We start from the raw sequence: 22055 nt of genomic DNA, 5'->3' as shown, positions 1-22055 counted from the left end.
AACAAAAAAATTGATGAGGTGGAAAACATGAAAAAAAGCTTTGCTTTGGCACTCGTGTTCATTCTTTCCTTGACCATGCTGCTTAGCGCGTGCGGCAGCGACGACAAAAAGACAGAAGAGACTCCTAAAGATACGACGGCAACAACGACTGATAATTCAACGCCTGCCACAACGGATGACACGAAGGCTGATCCAGAGCCGGCTGCAGAACCGCCTAAAGATCTGTCCGGCAAGCTGACGGTATGGACATTCGCTACGAATACGCATGAGAAAATGAACGAAGCGTTCCAAGCGAAATATCCGAATGTTCAACTTGACTTCCAGATCTTGAGCTGGGACGATATGCAGAAAAACTTAAAGAACGCTCTTGCAACAGGTACGGGCGGTCCTGACGTTGCCATGATCGAAGGCGGCTGGTTCTCAACGATGAACACAGGCGAAGGTCTGGAAGACCTTCTGCAAGCACCTTACAATGCTGCTGAACTGAAAGACAAGTTCACGGACGCGAATTGGCAGCGTTGGCACTCCCTTGATGGTACGAAGCTGCTTGGTATGCCATGGGACATTCCACCAATGGTAACGTTCTATCGCCCTGACATTCTCGAAGAAAACGGCTTCCCTTCGGATCCGGTTGAACTTGGCGAATACATCGCTAACGAAGACAACTTCCTGAACATGGCGCAAGCGCTGAAAGCTAAAGGCATCTATGTCCTTGAGCAGAACGACACGATCTTCAACCTGTACACGAGTGGCGAAGGCTTCTTCGATCGCGGTCTGAACTATGTTCGTAACAATGAGAAATTCTCCCATGGTCTCGACCTGGCGAAGAAAGTAAAACAACTTGACCTGGCGCTGAAAGATTGCGCACTGTGGTGCGATGGCGGTAAACAAGCACTCGCTACTGGCAAAGTCGCAATGCTGTACTACGGTGGCTGGGCTACTGGCACGATCAAAGACGCAGCTCCAGATACGATTGGCAAATGGAGAACGACGACGCTGCCATTCGGCACGACGTCGGCAAACGGCGGCTCGACGATGTCGATCCTGTCGCAAAGCCAAAACAAAGAACTTGCTTGGGAATACCTGAAATTCACATTGGCTTCGGATGAAGGTCAAAAAGCATTCGTAGAACAAGGCGGTTCCCCAGGTTACATCCCGGCTTGGTCGTTCCCTGAAGTAGCAGACAAAACGCAAGAAATGTTGGGCGATCAGAAGTACAACGAGATCTGGAACCCGCTGGCTCAGAAAATCAACACGCTGTGGGTATCGACGCCGTTCGATACGGATGCAACGGATATCTTCAACAAAGGTATCGCAGATGCAATCGACAAAAACACGGACTCGAAAGCAGCGCTCCAGAAGATTCAAGACGACATCGAAGCAAAAATCAAAGTACAAAAAGATGAATTGAAAGCAAAACTCGGACTCCAATAATTTTTATTAGATTGGTGGATAAAGGGTCGTCCCACTGACGACCCTTTTCTGCTAGAGTGTAGGATATGGTGTATAATAGACACTAAATGGGATTCATTCCGACTTGATGAGGTGATAGCGGTGGCTTCGATTACGGATGTGGCCAAGCATGCGGGAGTTTCCGTTACGACCGTATCCAAAGTGATCAATAACTATACGGATGTTAGCGAGAAGACGAGAAAGAAAGTAAATGAATCGATTCGGCTGCTCCGGTATGAACCTAACGTTGTTGCAAGAGGGCTTGTAAAGAAGCGTTCGTGGACGATCGGTATTTTGCTGCACAACATAATGACGAACCCTTTCGTATCTGAGTTAATGTCAGGGATGCAGAAGGCATTGGCTTCAAGTGGCTATGACTTACTGCACTTGTCGGCTGATTTCAACGATCCGGAATACTCGGTTATTCGTCATTGTTCCAGCCGTAACGTAGATGGAATGGTCGTATTCGGTGTCGGTAGAGATAATAAGATTCCGATGGATTTGGTCAAGGCGGAACTGCCTACGATGTTCGTCGATACGGATTTAATTGGACGCCGCGCAGGATACATTACAGCGGATAACCGCAACGGCATTCTGACGGTTATGGAGCATCTGTATGACCTTGGACATCGCAAGATTGCATTCGTTTCCGGTTATTTGGGTTATGTAGCGGGGCGGACAAGATTCGAGGGTTATCAACAAGGCTTGCGCCAATTCCAGCTTCCGTATTATTCTAATTATGTAGAGATTAGCAACTTTGATATGGCTGGCGGCTATAATGCGATGCAGAATTTGTTGAAGCTACCCGACCGACCTACGGCAGTAGTCTGTACGTCCGATGTTATGGCGCTTGGTGTTATGAATGCGGTTGCAGACGCAGGACTAAGCGTACCAGGCGATGTGTCTGTAGTCGGGTTCGATAATACAGCTTTCGCATCAATAGTTAAGCCTGGCCTTACTACTGTGAGCCAGAACATCTTCTCAATCGGCGAGAGAGTTATTCACCAGTTGATAGAGCTGGTAGAGAACCCGGATTATTCGCCGCCCGTTCTCGTTGAGCCAATCGAGTTAATTATTCGCGAGTCTACATCAGTTCCTCGATAATGCTGGTAGTAACATGAAGGGAGGACAAGCTGATGACAGTCGAGCAGGCGCGTACATCTATGGTTGTTGCAGATAAAGTAACGCGCGTTTTCGGCAGAGGCGACGGTGCAGTCAAAGCATTGAGTGAAATAAGCTTTACAGCAGAGCAAGGGACGATTACAGCGCTCCGCGGCCGTTCAGGATCGGGGAAGACTACGCTATTGAACATAATCGGTGCGCTGGATCGGCCTTCTGAAGGAAGGCTTTTGCTGCAAGGCGAGGATTTGACCGTTCTGTCGGAGAAGCAGCGGAATCAGCTGCGGCGGCAGCGAATCGGTCTTATTTTTCAATCATATGCATTGATGCCGTTAATGTCTGCTTATGAGAATGTGGAGTTTGGGCTGCGCATTGCAGGGATTGCCTCTTCGCAAACGCGCCGCATGGCGGAAGAGGCGCTTGAACAAGTTGGGATGAAAGAGCGAATGAAGCATCGGCCCGGCGAGTTGTCGGGCGGTGAACAGCAACGGGTGGCAATTGCGAGGGCGATCGCCCATCATCCTGTCCTATTGCTGGCAGATGAACCGACCGCTGAGTTGGATTCGAAGACTGGACGTTCCGTAATCCGACTATTTCGTGAGCTCGTAGATCGGCTTGGCATGACGATTATTATGACAACGCATGATCTTAGCGTGCTCAGTATGATGGATCAGACGATCGCATTGGAGGATGGGCATATTGGTAAGGCCAATGAGGAATAAGTTTAAAGCTATTGCTTCTGGTGTCGGTGTCGCTAGCTTAATCGTCGCAACATTGTCAGGCTGTTCCCTGCTGCCGAAGGAAGAAGAGGCGATTCCGCCGCCTCTCGTGAAGCCAGCAGAACAGAAATTTGATGTCGTCGATGTCAAGAAAGGCGAGCTCTCTATTTATTTTAAAGGCATCGCAACCGTAGTGTCGAAATCGCAGCAAGACGTATTCTTCAAACAAAGCGGTGGAAGGCTCGCAGCCGTCCATGTATCGCAAGGCGACACGGTTAAGAAAGGCCAGCTTCTACTAGAATTAGGCAGCGATGATTTGAAGCTGAGACTCGAGCTTCAGAAGATTTCATACGAGCGCACGCAGATCGATTTGCAGAGTGCCATCAAGAGCGGCAATGAAGATCAAATCAAGTCCAAGAAACTGGATCTGAAGTCGGTCCAGCTGCAGTTGGACAACCTCCAACAGCAATGGGACAGCTTGCGTCTTGTCGCGCCAATCGATGGCGTCGTCACGTATCTGGCAGATCTCTCCCTCGGACAAAACATGAACGCGTACGATACGGTCTTAACGATCGCTGACCCGTCGCGTATTCAGTTGGTATATACAACAGATGACCCCGCAGAACTTTCTTCATTACAGCCTAACATGCCAGTTGAAATTAAGATCGACGGTAAAGAACTTACGGGCAAAGTCGTACAGACGCCAAGCTCGTCTGCCTTCTCTAGCAATCAGCAAGTGAACGATAAAAACGCCAAAAGACTCATTGTTGATGGTGAAGGCTTGAAAGGTGAAATCGGCGCAATGGCCGAACTCAAAATTTTCAAACAGCGTCAACAAAATGTACTCATTATTCCGAAATCAGGCCTTCGCACTTATCTAGACCGCAAGTATGTACAAGTATTGGACGGCGACCGTCGCAAGGAAGTAGACGTAGAAGTTGGGATGTCGACACCTACCGAAGTCGAAATTCGTCGCGGCTTATCGGAAGGCGATCAAATCGTTCTAAACAACTAATAGGTTGCCATACAGGCGGAAGGGGGTGCAATGTGTGGCGATCTTTACAATGATTATCCGTAAAATGCGCAAGAACAGCTGGCTTCAATTCAACCTGCTGATTGGTTTGCTCATTTGCGCAGCATTGTTTAGTTCAATGCCAATGTATACGGATGCCATTCTGCAGCAGACGATGCAGAAACAGCTTCAGAACCTGCAGAAATCATCCGAACAATATCCAGGATGGTTCCGTGTATCGACATCGGTATCACCGGATGTCACACAGCTGCCGCAGCGGGTCGTAGCCGCCGATCAATTCATGAACAGGGAATTCCAGCGTTTCGATATGGGTGTCCTTGCTTATCAGAAGTATCGGGCGACACGTACTTATACGACATATGCTGCCGATGCTACCGAAGCAGAGAAGAAGATGAATCGACTATCTGCTGTCGTTGCCGTATCGGATTTGGATAAGCATATCAAACTGCTCGATGGCAGAATGCCAGCAGCAGAACCGGTAGATGGCGTCATCGAGACGCTCGTTACTCAGAAGTTCCTTATTGATTTCAAGCGCGATCTGAACAGCATTCTCGAGATAAGTAACAGTAAGACTGGGGAGACGCTGCAGTTCAAGCCAGTTGGTCTGATTGAGCAGCAAGAACCGGAGACAGGAAGCTATTTGCGATTCAAACTCGAAGGCATCGGCAATTTGATGTTTGTGCCATTCGAATTGTTCGATCGCGAAATCGTTGGTTTGTCCAGACTTGATCTCTCGTCTCTGCAATATCAGGCTGCGCTTAATTACCCTGATTTGAAAGCGGTTAATCTTAACATCTTTCTCGGTGAAGCGGGTCGTATCGACAAATACTTCGACAATCGGCTTGGCACGCACCAATTGGAATTCCCTGCACTGCGCACGCTTAAGGGATATGGCGACACGAAGGAGCGTCTGACTCGACTGCTCTGGGCGCTGTATGCGCCGCTAATGTTGATGCTTATTTTCTATCTGCTGTTGATATCGAACAAAATGATAGAAGGTCAGAAGACCGAAATTTCTGTTCTTCGAAGCCGGGGAGCAAGCAAGATCCAGATTATCGGGATATACGCCATAGAGGCCATATTACTAGCCATACCAGCACTTGTGATAGGCGTCTTCGGCGGACTTATGTTTACTAAAGTGCTTGGATCTGCGAACGGATTCCTGCAATTCGTAGACCGTTCAGCGCTTGAAGTGCATTTGACGGAAGACGCGGTTCGATTGGCTGCCTATGCAATGGGCGGCGCTATCTTGCTCGTGCTTATCCCAGTCATTCATGCTGCGAACGTCTCGATCGTAGACCGCAAACGCAGCATCTCGCGTGGCGAAGGCACTTCGATGTGGCATAAGCTTGTACTGGACGTCATTCTTCTTGGTGTGTCGGTGTACTTGCTGAGAGGTTTCCGGAAGCAGATGGATAACTTTGATCAGCTTGGCATCGATAGCGGAGCTCTGCAGATTGACCCGATGCTGTTCCTGACGCCAGCCATGTTCGCTTTCGGCGGAGGGCTGCTGCTGCTGCGGATTTATCCTTGGCTGCTTCGATTGATTTACCGGATCGGCAGAAGATGGTGGCCGCCTGCGCTTTATTCGGTACTGACGCAGACAAGCCGTTCATCGAAGCAATTCTTAACGATCCAGATGTTCCTTGTTCTGACGGTTGCAACAGGATTGTTCAGTGCCCACTCGGCGCGAACAATCAATAACAACCTAGAAGACAGAATCAATTACTCGATGGGCGCGGATATTGTACTGACCGAATATTGGCAGAACGATGCGCCGCCTCCATCAACCGGAGCACCGAACCCTAATGTGCCAGCGGCGGATCCGAATAAACGGATTCAATATACAGAGCCTGACTTCGCAAGATACAGTAAGTTTGATAGTGTAGAGGCTGCTGCACAGGTGTTTATTAAATCAGATGCGACGGTATCCCTAGGCAAAGGTTCTGTTGATACGGAGTTAATGGGTATTAAGACCGATGATTTCGGTAAAGTGGCGAGCTTGCGAAGCGACCTGCTGGACCATCATATGAATCTGTACTTGAATCTAATTGCACCAGAGCCAACAGCTGTTCTGATCTCAAGAACGCTGGCCGAAGCTAATGGCATTAAAGTTGGCGACACAATCAACGTTGGTTGGCGTAAACTTAGTTCCTCTCCATTCGTCGTATACGGCATTGTAGATTATTGGCCTTCATGGAATCCGACAGCCGGTCTAACGACAGATGGCAAGTCGGGCGAACTGCCGAAGCTCATTATTGGTCATCTGGATACGATTCAGAACCGATTGGCCGTTGAGCCGTATGAAGTGTGGCTGAAGCTCAAGGATGGCAAGAATGCAGGCGATACGTATCAAGAAATCCAGGATGCTAAGATGCAGATGGTGAAAATCGTGGACCGCAATTCAGCGTTGATCGAATCGCGTAACGATCCATTCCGACTGGCGATCAATGGCGTCATGACATTGGGCTTCGTGATATCGATGCTTATTAGCTTAAGCGGCTTCCTGTTGTTCTGGATACTGACCTTGTCGGGAAGAACGTTACAGTACGGCATTCTTCGTGCGATGGGTATTCCATTCGGTCAATTGATCGGCATGCTCATAAGCGAACAGCTGTTAACTTCCGGTATAGCGGTAATCATCGGGCTTGTCTCGGGCCGTTTCACAAGCGAGTGGTTCGTCCCTCTGTTCCGAATGTCGTTCGATACGAAGGTACAGATGCTGCCATTCCGCATTGCACACAGTATGACGGATTACATTCAGCTGCTGACGGTCGTCTTGTTCATGCTCGTAATCGGATTGATCGTACTAGGCGTGAGACTGTTCCGCATCCGTGTCCATCAGGCGTTGAAGCTGGGAGAGGAGTAACCGCATGATCCATTGCGATGGGCTTGTCAAAATATATAAATCTTCTGATCTAGAAGTTGTAGCGCTTCAAGGTCTGGACTTGCGAGTGGAAGACGGCGAGTTGATGGCAATCATCGGCTCGAGCGGCAGCGGCAAATCGACACTGCTTAATATGCTCGGCGGACTAGATCGTCCGTCAGCAGGCAAGCTGTTCGTCGATGGCAAGGACATGCTGACGATGTCTGATCGGCAGCTTATCCGATACAAACGGGAGTCGGTAGGCTTCGTCTGGCAGAACAACGCGCGCAACTTGATCCCGTATCTGACCGCGCAAGAGAACATTGAGCTTCCGGTTCTCTTGAAGGGTCGTCGCAAGAAGGCGAGAGCGCTTGAACTGCTTGAGGCCGTCGGACTCCAGCATCGCCGTCATAATCGGCTGAGCGAGCTATCGGGCGGTGAGCAGCAGCGTGTCGCTATAGCGATTGCGCTTGCGAATCAGCCGCGCCTTCTGCTGGCCGACGAACCTACTGGTTCGCTCGACTCGAAGACAGCAAGCCAAGTGCTTGATCTGTTCCGCCGTCTCAACCGGGAGATGGGACTTACGATCGTTATCGTAACCCACGATCCGCAGCTTGCACGCAAGGTAGATCGCGTCGTCGCGATACGGGACGGCCGTACCTCTTCGGAGATGATTCGGACGCAAACCGATGCTGACGAAGAAGAGATAAGCTTCAATGCACAAGGCCAGGCCGAGCAGGCTGAGACGCACGTCGAATACGCCGTCATTGACAAAGCTGGACGATTGCAGATTCCGGCAGCTTACCTCGATAATGAAGCGTTCAAGGACCATACACGCGTCAAGGTCGAATGGGAAGACGGCCGCATTGTTCTATCGCCGCCAGAGACGGCTAAGATCGAACGCTAATTAGAACGTGTGATCATAGGGTTCAAACACATACTCCGCAACCGCTTAGGGAAGTTAATTTCCCTTAGACCTTGGTTGTGGAGTTTTTTTTGTACATAATGAACTTTAATGGCCTCTACAATCTCTTATCTATGTAAAGGGGGGAGAACATGGACGTCGGCCGTCTAGTCAAACAAGCGCAACGAGGCAACAAGGAAGCACTATTACAGTTAATTATAGCGCAGCAGGATGCCTATTATCGGCTTGCCTATAGCTATATGAAGAACGAGCACGATGCGATGGATGCGATGGAAGACATGATCGTGAAGCTGTATGAGAAGCTGGATCAATTGAAGAATCGAGAGTCTTTCTACAGCTGGAGCAAGACGATTCTGGTCAATCGCTGCAAGACCATACTCCGCAGCAGAGAACGATTTCTTCCATTCGGAGATGGCGAACAAGAACCAACCATTGCTGCATTAACGGATGAGGATCCGTTTCGTCATACGGAGTCTGAGATGGATATGGAGGAGCTGCTCTCTCATCTAAACGCGCGGCAGCGGGAAGCTATCGAGCTGCGTTACGTACATGATCTACCGTATCAGACGATCGCAGAGATGACCGACTCGCCGCTAGGCACCATCAAGTCGAGAATTTCACAAGGTATTGGGCGATTAAAAGCCGTGATCGGAGGTGATCGTCATGCGAACGATCGAGGAGAAGCTGCAGGAGCACAAACAGAACATGAATATCATCCAGGCCCCGCCAGAACTTGAGGACAGGCTTCGGAATGCGCTGCAGCAAGTTCCAACGAAGAAGAAAAGTAAACCTAGAGCGGTGGCATGGGTTGCAGCAATAGCTGCGGCAGTTGTACTGCTCGCTGGCACGTATCAGTATCCTGCGTTTGCTTATTACGGTGGCAAGCTGCTGAGCAGTATGGAGCTTTCATCATTAAGCTTCTCCGATGTAGTGGATCATGGATACGGCCAGACAGTGGAGAAAAGCAAAACGTTGGATGATGGAACCGTCATTACGATTGAAGGGGTCATTGCGGACGATAACGCATTGCTACTGTACTATACAGTCGATTTGCCTGAGGGTTCCGTGTTTAATGTGGATGAGAGTATTCGTTTCGGCATAGATAAGCTGCATAGCTTTCAGGGCAACTCTAACGTGAGAGAAGGATATGGAAACTATAGCGATGATCGGACGCGCTTCATGGGTGTATATAAATTCGGGCCCGTCAGCCCATTCTCCAGGACATTAACGGTTACCTTCGATGAGTGGAAGGGGAAAGAAAGGCTGTTATATCCAATCAGCTTCAAATATGATGCGAATAAAGCAATGAACAGTATAATTAAAGAGAAGCTGACAGCATCTGTTCCTGTCGACCAAGGCACCGTACATTATGATGCCATTACGGCATCACCAACATCAACGATTATTAAAGGGCATTACGAATTGGACAATGGCGAGTTTCCGAGATTTATGGGGAAAACGAAGCTTTACGTCAATGGAACCGAGGTGGGGGCTCGGGGAGGCAGATCGAGCAATACGGGAGATAAGCCGGGATTCGAACTTGAATATGATATCATACCGACAGATAAGGTAGAGTCCATGCAAATCGTACTCGAGAATTTCAGCGGCTATCAGAAAGTAGAAGAGCCGATCTCGCTTGCTTCGCCATCCGATCGATCCATTCTTATCGGCAATGAGAAGCTGTGGATTAGAAGCGTTACGAGAACAGGAACAGGTTACGATATCGTAATTGCGCGCAAACAATTTACGTTCCTGGATACGGACACGTTGGCTGTTGAAGCAGGAGGCATTACCGTACCTGTCTCGAATATTACGCAATCACGGCCTTGGGACTTGAAGAACGGGAACATCATGTGGGAACAGACGTACTCGTTTAATACGGATGTAAAGCCGGAGAAATTGATGGTAGATGGGTTCGACTATATTAAAACCTATAACAAGACCATTACAGTCCCTATTAAAAAGAACGAATAACCCCTTATTTATTGGGTGCAAAAAAAGCCCGAGCCAGCAATTGGCTCGGGCTTTCATTGCTGCATCCCATAGGGATTATTTGGTCAGCTGCTCCATCTGGCTGATCAGATCCTCGAACACGGCCATCGCTTGTTCGATTGGTTCTGGCGTAGACATATCAACACCAGCACGCTTCAGGATGTTGATCGAGTAGTCGCTGCCGCCGCTCTTCAAGAAGCCCAGGTAACGATCGACGGCTGGCTGGCCTTCGTCGAGAATTTGCTTCGCGAAGCTCGTTGCAGCCGAGAAGCCAGTTGCGTATTTATACACGTAGAAGCTTGTGTAGAAGTGCGGAATACGCGCCCATTCAATCTCGATATTCTTATCGACGACCATGCCGCTGCCGTAGTAAAGCACGTTGAGGTCGTAGTAAATTTTGGACAGATCGGCTGGTGTCAGCGATTCGCCCGCTTCTGTACGCTCATGAACGATTTTCTCGAACTCAGCGAACATCGTTTGACGGAATACCGTCGTACGGAACTGGTCCGCATAGTAGGTGAGCAGGTACATTTTCTCCTTCGGATCCGTCGACTTCTTCAGCAGATAGTCCATCAACAGCGCTTCGTTCAACGTAGAAGCAACCTCTGCGAGGAAGATCGTGTACTGTGCATCACGATAATTCTGAGTCGAATCCGAATAGTAGGAGTGAAGCGCATGGCCCATCTCATGGGTGAGCGTGAACATGCTGTTCAAGTTGTCTTTATGGTTGAGCAGAACGTATGGGTGAGTGCCGTACGCACCCCAGCTGTATGCACCATTACGTTTGCCTTCGTTCTCATATACGTCAATCCAGCCGTTGTCGAAGCCGTCTTGCAAGACGTTCAAGTAGTCGCTGCCAAGCGGCTGCAAGCTATCTTTAACCGTTGACTTGGCCTGCTCATACGTAATGTCGAGCTTGAACTCATCAACAAGCGGAGCGAACAAATCGTACATATGCAGTTCTTCCACGCCAAGAAGTTTCTTGCGAAGCTCCATGTAACGGTACATAAGCGGAAGAGACTTGTGGATCGTATCGATCAGGTTCGTGTACACTTCCTTCGGAATGTTGTCGCCGAACAGCGACATTTCCAGGACGGAAGGATATTTGCGTGCGCGCGAGTAGAACACGTTCTTCGAAACGTTAGCGTTCAGCGTTGCACCAATCGTGTTGCGAAGCTTGCCGTATGTATCGTACATCGCTGTGAAAGCGTTCTTGCGCACTTCACGGTCTTTGCTCTCGAGGAATTGAATGTAGCGCCCTTGCGTCAGCTCGACTTCTTCGCCTTCCTCGTTCTTCACTTTCGGGAATTTGATATCCGCATTGTTCAGCATGCTGTAGATCGTGTTCGCCGATTGGCTGATGTTGCCGACTTGAGCGAGAAGCGCTTCTTCTGTTTTGGACAAAATATGAGCTTTCTGCCGGCGCATTTCTTCAAGCGTTTTGCGATAAACCGCAAGGTCAGCATTATTAATAAGCGCGTCTAACTGTTCGTCAGACAGGCTCAGCACCTCCGGCGTAATATAGGACATCGCTTCGCCGGATTCTACGCTCAGCTTCTTCGATTTCTCGGATAGAGACTGGAACGTTGGCTCTGCCGTATCTTCATGATGCTTCATGTTCGCATAAACATAGAGGCGTTCTACATGCAGCGAAAGCTCATCCTCGAGCTCGAAGCAGGCTTTCAATTGGGCAGGATCAGCGAGCTTGCCTTCAAAGTTAGCGAGCTTGCCAATTTGCTCCTTCGCAGTGGCATATTCACGGTCCCAGGAAGGTTGATCCGCGAACAGATCCTCCAGTTTCCAACGGGATTCTACAGCAGTCTCAGCACGCTTCGGTACGCTTGTCATCGTATTCCTCCTAATTTGAGAATAAGGCCTCCATAGCAGCCCGGTTGCAGCTTGATTCGGCATTTCATAGGAAGCTCCAGCCTTCGCATGCGGAGCGGAGCCGCCAATTAACGTAGCTGGCAGCAGCACAGACAGTAGAGCGGGAAGCCATCTCAATAGCATTCACCTCGCGGCATAGTTTGCCGCTAGTATGCCGTAAGAGCCAGCTTCCTATCCATACTGTATGCTGTCAGCTTCAGCTAACTGCCCATCGTGGTGAAGCTGTACACAATGAGGAAGAAAGCAAACAAAATAAACACGATTGCCGTAATGGCCAACGGTCGCCGAAGCGGGGCAGATAATGAATTGCGATACATAAGAATAACCCCGCCGAGTACGAACGCCGCGATGATGAAGATAAGGGATGCTTCAGTGTTCATCAGTCAACCGGATCCTCTCGTAGTGACTTGTATGCATAGGCTGTACCCGATATGTTCGCCGCAGGTAAAGGAAATTCCTTCCTAGATGGCAGGTTATACGGCTACACTTCGCGGAATGCAGTCAGGATTGCATCACGCTCATCTTCACGTCCGACGAAATCTTCGGCGCGGAACCGATTCGTTGCCCAATGGAGCATCTCTGGACGACTGACGAAGATGTGGCATTCTTCGCCCCATTGATCCGAAATTTCGCGAACGACCAGCGTTTTTCCTTGTACTTCCACCGTTAACATGTTGTAATTATCGGTTTTATAAATTTGATGCTTCTTTATCATGGGTGCTTGACCCCTCTCACAGGTTTGCATTCATCATAGCCAAAGTTAAGGGTGGAAATCAATCTAATGTAATGGTAACATTAGGTATCCGGAATACGTGCGGCGGCTTGACCGTCCGGCGCTGGATAAGAAGAGACGAGAATAGAGGAGCCGTGAAGAGATGAGTACACAGCGACAAGAGGTTTATGAACAAGCGGGCGTTGCCGCAACATGCAGAGGTTTTGATGAATATAAGCGAATGTTTGATTTGCCAGATCAATTAGAGGGCAAACACATTCTTGATATCGCAGGAGGCGCATCGTCGTTTACGGCGGATTGCAGCAGCAGAGGGATTGCCGCACAAGCGGTTGATCCCCGATATGCGTATGCGCCTGAGATTGTGCTTGCTGATGCAAGAGAGGAGATCGAGACGTCGACCGAGAAGCTGCGGTTGCTGGCTCATCGATTCGACTGGAGTTATTACGGCAATATTGATCTTCATCGTGCCGGACGATTGGAATCATTCCATCGGTTCGCAGCCGACTTCTCGGCAGCGGATGCGAAGGACCGATATACGGCAGGGGCATTGCCAGCGCTTCCTTTTGCGAATGATTCGTTTGATATCGTCTTGTGCAGTCATTTCCTGTTCCTATATGCAGATCAATTTGATGCTTCATTCCACGAACGAGCGGTGCTTGACATGATTCGGGTATGTCGTCCTGGCGGACAGGTAAAGATCTATCCGCTGATGTCTCTACGGTGGGAGCCGTACCCGCATATGGACAGTCTTTTGGCTGCAATTAGCCGTACTGGAGCGGTGCCGAGCCTGGCGCTCTCACACCTTCCATTCATCCCAAATTCGTCCAAAATGTTGGTCATCAATGTTTAATTGCATTTTAACATCGGTACATGTATAATGGTATTATTCGTCGTATACGGCGATTAAGTTTAGGAGGTTGTTCATTTGAAAGGAACAGTTAAGTGGTTTAACGCAGAAAAAGGCTATGGCTTCATCCAAGTTGAGAACGGTGAAGATGTATTCGTTCACTTCTCCGCAATCACGGGCGACGGTTTCAAAACCCTCGACGAAGGCCAAGCAGTAGAATTCGACATCACCGACGGTAACCGCGGTCCACAAGCAGCTAACGTCATTAAATTATAAGATCAAAGCTTCTTATAATAGATGCCCTAGCACGAACAAGAGGCTCCCTGCCATGCAGGGAGCTTTTTTTGCATGATTTCTGCATTACACCCGATGCTGTGTCGCAATCATGGATACTTGCTTTTGACCGGTTAAACAAGCGGGTGATACACTAGCATTATAAGATCATGAAGGAGTGTACCTATTCGATGAGCAATACCATATACTTATGGCCTGAAGGCGCACCATTCGCGCAGGGCGATCAAGACAGCGATCAGCCAACGCTGACTCCTTATCTGGTTGAGTCTGACCGTCCGCGGGGAGCCGTTATTGTTTGCCCTGGCGGCGGCTATGAATTTCTAGCGGATCATGAAGGCGAACCGATTGCCAAACGTCTGAATGAGTTTGGCTTCTCTGCTTTCGTGCTTCGCTATCGGTTCGCGCCATACCACCATCCAGTTCCTCTTACAGATGCTCAGCGCGCGATTCGGTATGTAAAACTGCATGCGAAGGAATGGAATATCGATCCGCACCATATCGGTATTCTTGGCTTTTCGGCGGGCGGCCATCTCGTATCTACTGCCGCTACTCATTTCGACCAAGGACAACCAGATGCGAACGATCCAGTCGACCGTGTGTCTAGTCGGCCTGATGCAGCCATCCTTTGCTATCCGGTCATCTCGATGGGTGAATTCCGTCACGATGGATCGCGTCGCAACCTTCTAGGCGAGAATCCAACGGATGCGGACATCGAGCACATGTCCAATGAACTGCAAGTGACACCAGAAACGCCGCCAACGTTCATCTGGCATACGATGGAAGACGATGCCGTTCCCGTGGAGAATGCACTGCTATTCGCGACAGCGCTGCGGCGCAACAAGGTGCCGTTCGAGCTTCATGTTTATGAGCGCCACGGTCATGGCATAGGGTTGGCTGAATGGGAGCCGTCGGCGCGCACGTGGATGCCGCTGTGTGCGGAATGGCTGCTTAAGCAAGGCTTCTAGTCTGTATCATTATCTCTGTTCATAGAAGAAGGGTAGTCCTCATGCCGCATGCGCGGCTTGAGAACTACCCTTTTGTTCGTTTTACACCGAATGCCGATTCTCGACGTAGTGTTTTGCAATAAAGCCGATGGCTGCAAGGCCCGCAAGGCCGGCAGCAAGCAGGAAGAACGCTTCGCGTCCGAACATGCCATACACGATACCGCCGAACAAACCGCTGATTACGCCGGAGATTCCGTTCCACACAATGGCGAATACGGCTTGACCGGAGGAACGGTAATCATCCGGAATCATCTGTGTAATATAACGCAGGGCGGTAGAGAAGAAGATGCCGAACGTAATGCTGTGCATTAATTGCGTGATGACGACCATCCAGGGCTCCGACATCTCTGCAACGAGCAGCAGCCTTACACCATACAATAAGCTGGCAAGGAAGAGCAACGGCAGCTCCTTAAACTTGTGTCCATACTTGCCAAGCAGGAAGAAGATCGGAATTTCACTGCATGCCGAGAGCATCCACGCTAGACCTACGAGAGAATCCGACGCGCCCATCTGGCGCAGCGTAACGGCCAAGAATCCCTCGTACATTCGGTGAGCGGTCGAGATGACGAGCAGGATGGAGAAGAAAGCAACGACGTTTGGTTTCCGCAGCAATTTGAAAAAGCCGGAAAACTCCATTTTACGCATAGAGCCTTGATAGTCTCGCAATAAAAACGTAAGTATAAGTGTGATGCCTATCGTTGCTAGTGCGAGGGGAAGCGTATATTCTGAACCTGTATGTTTCAATATTAAACCGAACAAGTAGGCAGATACCGCAAAGCCAAGTGAACCGAATATTCGGATTAACGCGTAGGGTGTGCCTGTATAAGTGCTGGATAGCAGGAACAGGCTATCGCTTAGCGGGTTAATCGGCGTCTGGAAGAAATAGAAGCAGATCATGACCAGACAAGTAAGTGCAAAGGTATCGATCGGGAACAGCAGCGAAACCATGACGAGCTGGCCGAACAATAGAATATGGAGAAGCTTCTTGATCGTACGGTATCTATCACTGGCCATGCCCATCAATAGATTTGCAAAGATTGAGATGAACGGGCCGGTCGAATAGATAATGCCGATCTGTTGGCTGGAGAATCCATGGTCTAGAAAATAAAGCGGGAAATAGGATACGACGAGCGCCTGCGTAGCATAAGCTGCGAATGTGAATGACCGCAGCGCTGTCGTTTCTTTGGCGGCTGAGCTGGGACGAATGGCGGCTCGCTGCGGCGATGACGATGTTACGGACATGTTGAAGGGCTCACTCCTTGGAGTCTGCGAGTAGGGTCTTATATTCGTCCCTCAGTATATCACAGCTTAGCGATAGACGGGGGAATGTCTATGAAAGGTACAAGGCTAGATTTATGTCATCCAAAATGATAAAATTGAGGGCGGAGGATTGCAGGAGATGAACAATTATCAATTCGTATGGAACAATCGTCTTGGTATCTCGCTGCCGGTTCTCGACTACGACTGGGATGATTATGCCGAGTCGGAGCGGGTGCGCATCGTCGAACAATGGGAGACGATCCGCGGCACGATCCCTGACCGTATAATCGCATTCGAGCAGCAAATTCAAACCCGGCAAGCCCAGCTGTACGAAGAAGACGATTTCGAAGTCAGCTGTTCGCTTAATTACGATATTGCCGAGCTCGCCAGCCGGATTAACGATTTACATATTTGGTACCGCATCAATCAAGAGATTGAATCGCGGCGTCATTCCTGACGGATCGGAATAAAGGGGGCGCCAAGCAAGGACATGCCGGCTACACGCAAACGTGCTGCCAAGCCGGGCGGCGCGCTTCACATGATGTTTCAAGTGTACAAATATGTGCTGCCTGACGTTCGGAAGGAGCTTGCAGGCTGGAAGCAGCATGCAGCGACCATTCCTGATCAAGAACTGCGGGAACAAGCGCTTGCAAGCATAGCGACTAAGCAGTTTCATTGTGAAGGCGGCGCCATCTATGCAGCAGCGAATGCTGCCTATCGGCCCATACTAATCTCCTTAATCGTTGCGCTTCAAACGATCAGCGATTATTTGGATAACCTATGCGACCGGAGCACTTCGCTTGATCCGGACGACTTCCGTCTGCTGCATCAGTCGATGCTGGATGCCATTGATCCTAGCGGTCCCATTCGCGACTATTATGCTCATCGAGCAGAGCGCGAGGACGGCGGCTATCTGCCAGCGCTCGTCCGTACATGCCAGCAGGCAATTAGACAGCTGCCATCATATTCGTGTGTGCAGCACTATGTAACAGAGCTCGTCGGACTCTACGCCGACTTGCAAGTATATAAGCATATTCGAATCGATCTTCGTGAAGATGAGCTTATCGCTTGGCGGGATCGGAATGGTGCGCTCAGTCCCCATCTGCAATGGAATGAGTTCGCAGCAGCAACAGGCTCTACGCTGGGCATGTTTATGCTGTTTCTCGCTGCTTCCATGGAAGATTTGAGACCTGAGGATGCGCAGCTTATTCGCAATAGCTATTTTCCGCACGTATGCGGACTTCATATTATGCTCGATTACTTAATCGATCAGGAAGAAGACCGACATGGCGGCGACTTGAATTTCTGTACGTATTATCCGGACCAGGAGACGCTGTTATCCCGAATTGTTCTTATCGTGGAACGTGCACGTGAAGACGTGGGACGATTGCCGGACGCCGGCTTTCATCGCCTGATCATAGAAGGGCTGTTGGCGCTATACCTGTCCGATCCAAAAGTTAGAAACCAACGGGATGTGAGGCTCGTTGCGCGTAAGCTCATGCGGAACAGTCCTTGGACCCGATTGTTTTTTTATATGAATAGTATTTGGATTCGAACAAGACAAGCATAAGTGATAGGGGGAGACGAATATGTCAGCTGTTAAATCGATTGCCGTCCTTACGAGTGGAGGCGATTCGCAAGGGATGAACGCCGCGGTGCGTGCCGTTGTGCGAAGCGCAATTTTCCACGGAATCGATGTATATGGCGTCCAGCGCGGATACCAAGGTTTGCTGAACAACGATCTGCGTCCAATGGATCTGCGCAGCGTGGGCGATATTATTCAACGCGGAGGTACGGTGCTGCAGACAGCTCGTTGTAAAGAGTTTGTGACAGCTGAAGGCCAACAGCGCGGTGCTGAAATTCTCCGTGAGCGCGGTATCGACGGTCTCGTTGTTATCGGCGGCGACGGCTCGTACCAAGGTGCGAACAAATTGAGCAAGCTCGGTATCAAAACGATGGGTCTGCCAGGAACGATCGATAACGATATTCCGTTCACGGATTTCACGATCGGCTTCGATACTGCTGTCAGCATCGTTGTAGATGCGATCAACAAGCTGCGTGACACGATGACGTCGCATGAGCGCTCGTCGATCGTTGAAGTTATGGGTCGTCATTGCGGCGACATCGCGCTGTACGCGGGTCTAGCAAGCGGTGCAGAGACGATTCTCGTGCCGGAAGTTCCATTTGACCTGGCAGAAGTTTCGAACCGGATGGCGGACAACTTCCGTCATGGTAAGCGCCACAGTATTATCGTCGTTGCAGAGGGTGCAGCGAAAGGCGATGATATTGCAGAAGCAATTACGAAGAACAACGGAATCGAACCGCGTGTCACTGTACTTGGTCATATTCAACGTGGCGGCACGCCAACGCATAACGACCGGATTCTCGCTAGCCGTCTGGGCGACTTCGCGGTTCGCCAGTTGATCGAGGGCGAATCGGGTAAGTCGTGCGGTATTATTAAAGGCGAGCTCGTCGCTACGGATATCGATAAAGTTGTTAGCACGAAGAAATCGTTTAACATGGATCTGTACGAACTGGCGCTTCGCCTGTCGCAATAAACGCAAGTTATGAAGAGAGCCTTATGCACTGCATCTCGTCCGTAATAGGACGCCGAGCAGGCATAAGGCTCTTGTTGTTTGAAGACATCGTTTCATTGTGCGGTGGGTGACAGGGACTGAAGGACGCCGAGAATTTCCTCGGTCGGGCGAAGGCCTTTCTCTGCGAAGACGATCTTTCCTTCCTGATCAATAATAAAGACGACGCGCTGCTGCGCAATGAGACCAAGGAATTTGCCAACACCATACGATTTGCGAATATCGCCGCCGTCATCTACTACTAGGGGGAAGTCATAGTTATGCTTCTCGGCAAACTGGCGGTGATGCTCCAGCGAAGCGGGATTAACGCCAAGGACAATGGCATTGTGGCGCGCATAGAGCGCACGCGAGTCACGTACTGCACACAACTGCTTCGTGCATCCAGGCGTTTCATCCATCGGGTAGAAAATGAGCACGATCGGCTGTTTGCCGACGTACTGTGCGAGATTAATAGTCCCTTGCGTGCTATCTGCTTCGAATAAGGGTGCTTTCGTGCCAACGGTCAGCATGTTCAAACTCCTCTTCTTTTTATATTTTATCCAATTATATTGTATACTATTTAATTAAAGGACACAATTGGTTTTCACTGATGGTCTACGTTGAACAACAACGAAGCCCGTGGAACCTATTGTCCACGGGCTTCGTCATTTCATCAATGAATAATGGCTGTAAGCTTTAGAAATTCGCATCTCCGGTATAGTTGTTATTCGCATTCCAGAGCAGGTATTCCTCGATATTCGTATCTTTCAGCGCCTTCAGCTGCGCATCAACTTCTGCTTTGCCGTATTTAATGTAATGCCCTTTGCCAAGCCAGCTTGCGGTAAAATCTTGGATCCAAGGCCTAATAGCTGGGGTATATGAGCCAAGCGGTTGAAGCTTCTTATGCGTATCTTCCATCGCGCCTTTAATTACGGCATATGGATTCGTATCCGGTTCCTTGACTTTAAACCAGCCTGTGCTGTAATGGCTCGGATAGATCATCGGGCTGATCACGTTGACCTGCTTCGAAATTTTCACAAAGTCTTGACCGATGCCCTCTGCAGCTGGAACGGATGCTGCATAGCCGAAAATATCAACCGAGACGCGGACGCCAAGCGGTTCGAGTTGTTCGCGTGCATATTGGACGAAGTCGGCGATAACTTCTGTCCGCTTCTCATCTGTCTTATCGAACTTGAGAGAGTCTTCTTTCTTCTCGAATCCTTCTGGGAAACGAACATAGTCGAATTGTATCTCCTTGAAGCCGAGCTTGGCGGCTTCCTTCGCGATCTCTACGTTATACTCCCATACCTCGCGGCGGTACGGGTTAACGAAGCTGTCGCCCTTGCCATTCTCCCATACGGTACCATCAGACTTACGATAGGATAGCTCCGGATGCTTGCGGGCGAGCACCGTATCCTTGAACACGACGACACGTGCGATCGGGTACACCTTGTGCTGCTCCAGTAAATCCATAGTAGCGGATATGTCTCTGATGTACTTCTGCGACGTTCCGAGCTTGAGAAGCTCTTGATTGTCGGTCGGGTACGTAATATACCCATTGTCATCCTTGATGTCGATAACCATGCTGTTCAATTCGGTGCGATCCAACAAATCAAGCAGCTTGCTCATTCGTGAGCCGCCTGCACTGTGAGCGGTTACATAGATACCCTTTACTTTCGGTGCATCTGGCTGAGGATCCTTCTTGACGAACACATTGGACTGCTGGTCGGTCTTGTCTCCGTTAGTTTCAGTGGTACTGCCAGGGGGGGTAGTTTCTTTCGTTTGCGTTACTGCTTTGACGACGGTGTTCGCCGCAACGCTCTGTTCGTTCGTGCCGGTCAATAAGTGGTTAAGCAATAAAATAACTGTGAGCAAGATGTCCATTGTGTTCTCTCCCCGTGTGTAATCATTCTGATTATAAAGCAGAATGAGGACGAGCGACAGACGTCTAAGGATCGATTTTTGAAGAAAATAAATGAAAATTGGAGATACGCGTCGTGTGACGCAGCTGTGTTATGTCAGGCATTTCAAATAGAAGAAAAGCCTGCCGCCGTTTAGGCGACAGGCTTTAGGAAGCGGGAGTCCGCTTCTTGCTTGCAACAATCTTAAACCTTCAACCGTCAATGCAGACTTACGTCTCTTTGCTGTTCACAAATACTAAGCTGCACAATCTCCATTGCATCTTCCGGTTCCAGTACAGAGAGACCATCCCGCAGCACGATGTTCAGTTGACGTTCTCGTTCTGTAAGGAAAGGTTCGAGTTCAGGTGCCAGTTTTTCCACTATCCTCGACAATTTGACTGTTTCCATATCCATCTGGCATCACCCTTTCATTAGTCATGTTCAGGGCAAAACATCAGGCTAGAAACGCAAAAACCACGGGATAGCCTTATTATAACAGTGCCGATTGTAAATGAATAGTCGATTCCATGAAAATCCATTCATGCCCGCATTATGGAAGCGGTTTATAAAACTGCCCGATAATGCCTACGGTTTCAACAATGTTAACGAACGCTTTCGGATCGAGCGACAGCACGGTTTTGCGAAGCTCGGCAAGTTCATACCGCGTCGTGACGGTCATAAGCATGTCCTGTTCATTAGCGGTAAATGCCCCGCGGGTTCGGATGATCGTAATGCCGCGCTTATGCTCAAGCATTTTGGCTAGAATCCGATCGCTTTCCTTCGTCACGATGAACGCAGTTATCTTGATATGCCGGACATGGATGAGATCCACGACTTTACCCGCTGTAAAAATCGAGATTAACGAGTAGAGCGCAATGTCCGGATCATGTGTGAATAACGCTAGTGCAGCAATAACGGCGCCGTTAAGAACGAAGATGATCATCCCGATCGGCAGATCCCTTTTGCGGGATAGAATAGAGGCGATAATATCGAAGCCCCCAGATGAGCCGCCATAGCGCAGCGCAAGACCGCTTCCGAAGCCGACTGTAAGACCCCCGAAGACAGAAGCGAGCACGATATCATCGGCAAGTTGTTTCACGGGAACGAACTGCAGCGCAATGGTCGTACCGACAACAGCCAGCATGCTGAGCAGCACGAAACGACGCCCTAGCATCATCCAACCCCAAATAAGAACAGGGACATTCAGGACGAAGTACAGCCAGCTGATGTTGCCGCCGAATATATAACCGATCATCATGGAGATGCCGGAGATGCCGCCGCTGAGCAGTTGATGGGGGATGAGCAGCAGATTGAATCCAATCGCAACGAGAACCGCACTGACAAGCGTCAGCAGTACAGTGGCAAGCTGCCGGACAGCAGAATGCACATTGAATGGCATAGCTTAAGTCAGCTCCTTCCTTGGAACAGGCAACGCAAAGAAATTGATGTC

At 49.6% G+C, this 22055-nt stretch carries 22 protein-coding genes; 14 read left to right on the top strand and 8 right to left on the bottom strand.

Going from position 1 to position 22055, the window contains the following annotated elements:
• Positions 1-27 precede the first annotated feature (27 nt).
• The 8 genes from H8B09_RS12520 (at position 28) to H8B09_RS12485 (ending at position 10088) form a co-directional block, all read left to right on the top strand.
• Positions 28-1434, top strand: a complete 1407-nt coding sequence (locus tag H8B09_RS12520) for an ABC transporter substrate-binding protein (RefSeq protein ID WP_191203884.1) — start codon at positions 28-30, stop codon at positions 1432-1434.
• A 120-nt stretch (positions 1435-1554) separates the two neighbouring features.
• Positions 1555-2556, top strand: a complete 1002-nt coding sequence (locus H8B09_RS12515; protein WP_191203883.1) for a LacI family DNA-binding transcriptional regulator — start codon at positions 1555-1557, stop codon at positions 2554-2556.
• A gap of 32 nt (positions 2557-2588) precedes the next feature.
• On the top strand, positions 2589-3293 hold the full coding sequence (locus tag H8B09_RS12510; RefSeq protein WP_191203882.1) for an ABC transporter ATP-binding protein: 705 nt from the start codon (positions 2589-2591) through the stop codon (positions 3291-3293).
• Entirely contained in the window at positions 3271-4305 is a 1035-nt protein-coding gene (locus H8B09_RS12505) for an efflux RND transporter periplasmic adaptor subunit (RefSeq protein WP_224753558.1), read from the top strand. The genes H8B09_RS12510 and H8B09_RS12505 overlap by 23 nt, the downstream gene beginning before the upstream one ends.
• Before the next feature lie 34 nt (positions 4306-4339).
• On the top strand, positions 4340-7192 hold the full coding sequence (locus H8B09_RS12500) for an ABC transporter permease (RefSeq protein ID WP_191203880.1): 2853 nt from the start codon (positions 4340-4342) through the stop codon (positions 7190-7192).
• A 4-nt stretch (positions 7193-7196) separates the two neighbouring features.
• On the top strand, positions 7197-8096 hold the full coding sequence (locus H8B09_RS12495) for an ABC transporter ATP-binding protein (protein WP_191203879.1): 900 nt from the start codon (positions 7197-7199) through the stop codon (positions 8094-8096).
• A 149-nt stretch (positions 8097-8245) separates the two neighbouring features.
• Positions 8246-8851: a sigma-70 family RNA polymerase sigma factor gene (locus tag H8B09_RS12490; protein ID WP_191203878.1), complete on the top strand. Its 606-nt coding sequence runs from the start codon at positions 8246-8248 to the stop codon at positions 8849-8851.
• Complete coding sequence (locus H8B09_RS12485) at positions 8778-10088, top strand: DUF4179 domain-containing protein (RefSeq protein ID WP_191203877.1); 1311 nt, start codon at positions 8778-8780, stop codon at positions 10086-10088. Before H8B09_RS12490 ends, H8B09_RS12485 begins: the two co-directional genes overlap by 74 nt.
• A 75-nt stretch (positions 10089-10163) precedes the next feature.
• On the opposite strand, the gene pepF is transcribed toward H8B09_RS12485, so the two are convergent.
• From pepF to H8B09_RS12470, 3 genes are all read right to left on the bottom strand, one after another.
• Entirely contained in the window at positions 10164-11954 is a 1791-nt protein-coding gene (gene pepF, locus H8B09_RS12480) for an oligoendopeptidase F (RefSeq protein ID WP_191204506.1), read from the bottom strand.
• 239 nt (positions 11955-12193) lie between these two features.
• Positions 12194-12373, bottom strand: coding sequence for a hypothetical protein (locus H8B09_RS12475; protein WP_191203876.1), 180 nt, complete (start codon positions 12371-12373; stop codon positions 12194-12196).
• 101 nt (positions 12374-12474) lie between these two features.
• The gene (locus H8B09_RS12470; RefSeq protein WP_191203875.1) at positions 12475-12708 is read right to left on the bottom strand and encodes a hypothetical protein; all 234 of its coding nucleotides are present in this window, start codon (positions 12706-12708) and stop codon (positions 12475-12477) included.
• A 160-nt stretch (positions 12709-12868) separates the two neighbouring features.
• Here H8B09_RS12470 and H8B09_RS12465 point away from each other — a divergent pair, with 160 nt between their 5' ends.
• The 3 genes from H8B09_RS12465 to H8B09_RS12455 all read left to right on the top strand — a co-directional run bounded on the left by H8B09_RS12465 (position 12869) and on the right by H8B09_RS12455 (position 14832).
• Positions 12869-13576 (top strand): class I SAM-dependent methyltransferase, encoded by a 708-nt coding sequence (locus H8B09_RS12465; protein ID WP_191203874.1) that lies wholly within the window; start codon positions 12869-12871, stop codon positions 13574-13576.
• A 75-nt stretch (positions 13577-13651) separates the two neighbouring features.
• Positions 13652-13849 carry a cold shock domain-containing protein gene (locus tag H8B09_RS12460; protein WP_110045060.1) on the top strand — a complete coding sequence of 66 codons (198 nt, stop codon included), beginning with the start codon at positions 13652-13654 and terminating at the stop codon, positions 13847-13849.
• A gap of 188 nt (positions 13850-14037) precedes the next feature.
• Positions 14038-14832, top strand: coding sequence for an alpha/beta hydrolase (locus H8B09_RS12455; protein ID WP_191203873.1), 795 nt, complete (start codon positions 14038-14040; stop codon positions 14830-14832).
• Positions 14833-14913: 81 nt separating this feature from the next.
• Here H8B09_RS12455 and H8B09_RS12450 read toward each other — a convergent pair whose 3' ends face one another.
• A complete protein-coding gene (locus H8B09_RS12450) occupies positions 14914-16113 on the bottom strand; it encodes an MFS transporter (RefSeq protein ID WP_191203872.1) in 1200 nt (399 codons plus the stop codon).
• A 157-nt stretch (positions 16114-16270) separates the two neighbouring features.
• Here H8B09_RS12450 and H8B09_RS12445 point away from each other — a divergent pair, with 157 nt between their 5' ends.
• Genes H8B09_RS12445 through pfkA form a run of 3 tightly spaced genes read left to right on the top strand, consistent with a single transcriptional unit; the run spans position 16271 to position 18689 of the window.
• A complete protein-coding gene (locus tag H8B09_RS12445; RefSeq protein WP_191203871.1) occupies positions 16271-16588 on the top strand; it encodes a hypothetical protein in 318 nt (105 codons plus the stop codon).
• Positions 16589-16621: 33 nt separating this feature from the next.
• On the top strand, positions 16622-17701 hold the full coding sequence (locus H8B09_RS12440; protein ID WP_224753557.1) for a tetraprenyl-beta-curcumene synthase family protein: 1080 nt from the start codon (positions 16622-16624) through the stop codon (positions 17699-17701).
• 19 nt (positions 17702-17720) lie between these two features.
• On the top strand, positions 17721-18689 hold the full coding sequence (gene pfkA, locus H8B09_RS12435; protein ID WP_191203870.1) for a 6-phosphofructokinase: 969 nt from the start codon (positions 17721-17723) through the stop codon (positions 18687-18689).
• Between the two features lie 92 nt (positions 18690-18781).
• On the opposite strand, the gene H8B09_RS12430 is transcribed toward pfkA, so the two are convergent.
• From H8B09_RS12430 to H8B09_RS12415, 4 genes are all read right to left on the bottom strand, one after another.
• Positions 18782-19234 (bottom strand): peroxiredoxin, encoded by a 453-nt coding sequence (locus H8B09_RS12430; RefSeq protein ID WP_191203869.1) that lies wholly within the window; start codon positions 19232-19234, stop codon positions 18782-18784.
• Positions 19235-19400: 166 nt separating this feature from the next.
• A complete protein-coding gene (locus H8B09_RS12425; protein ID WP_191203868.1) occupies positions 19401-20588 on the bottom strand; it encodes a putative glycoside hydrolase in 1188 nt (395 codons plus the stop codon).
• Between the two features lie 236 nt (positions 20589-20824).
• Entirely contained in the window at positions 20825-21019 is a 195-nt protein-coding gene (locus tag H8B09_RS12420) for a hypothetical protein (protein WP_191203867.1), read from the bottom strand.
• A gap of 136 nt (positions 21020-21155) precedes the next feature.
• On the bottom strand, positions 21156-22004 hold the full coding sequence (locus tag H8B09_RS12415; protein WP_191203866.1) for a YitT family protein: 849 nt from the start codon (positions 22002-22004) through the stop codon (positions 21156-21158).
• Positions 22005-22055: the final 51 nt, after the last annotated feature.

The sequence above is a fragment of the Paenibacillus terricola genome, assembly GCF_014779765.1.
GTDB classification, from domain to species: domain Bacteria; phylum Bacillota; class Bacilli; order Paenibacillales; family Paenibacillaceae; genus Paenibacillus_T; species Paenibacillus_T terricola.
This window is presented reverse-complemented; position numbering and strand designations above follow the sequence as displayed.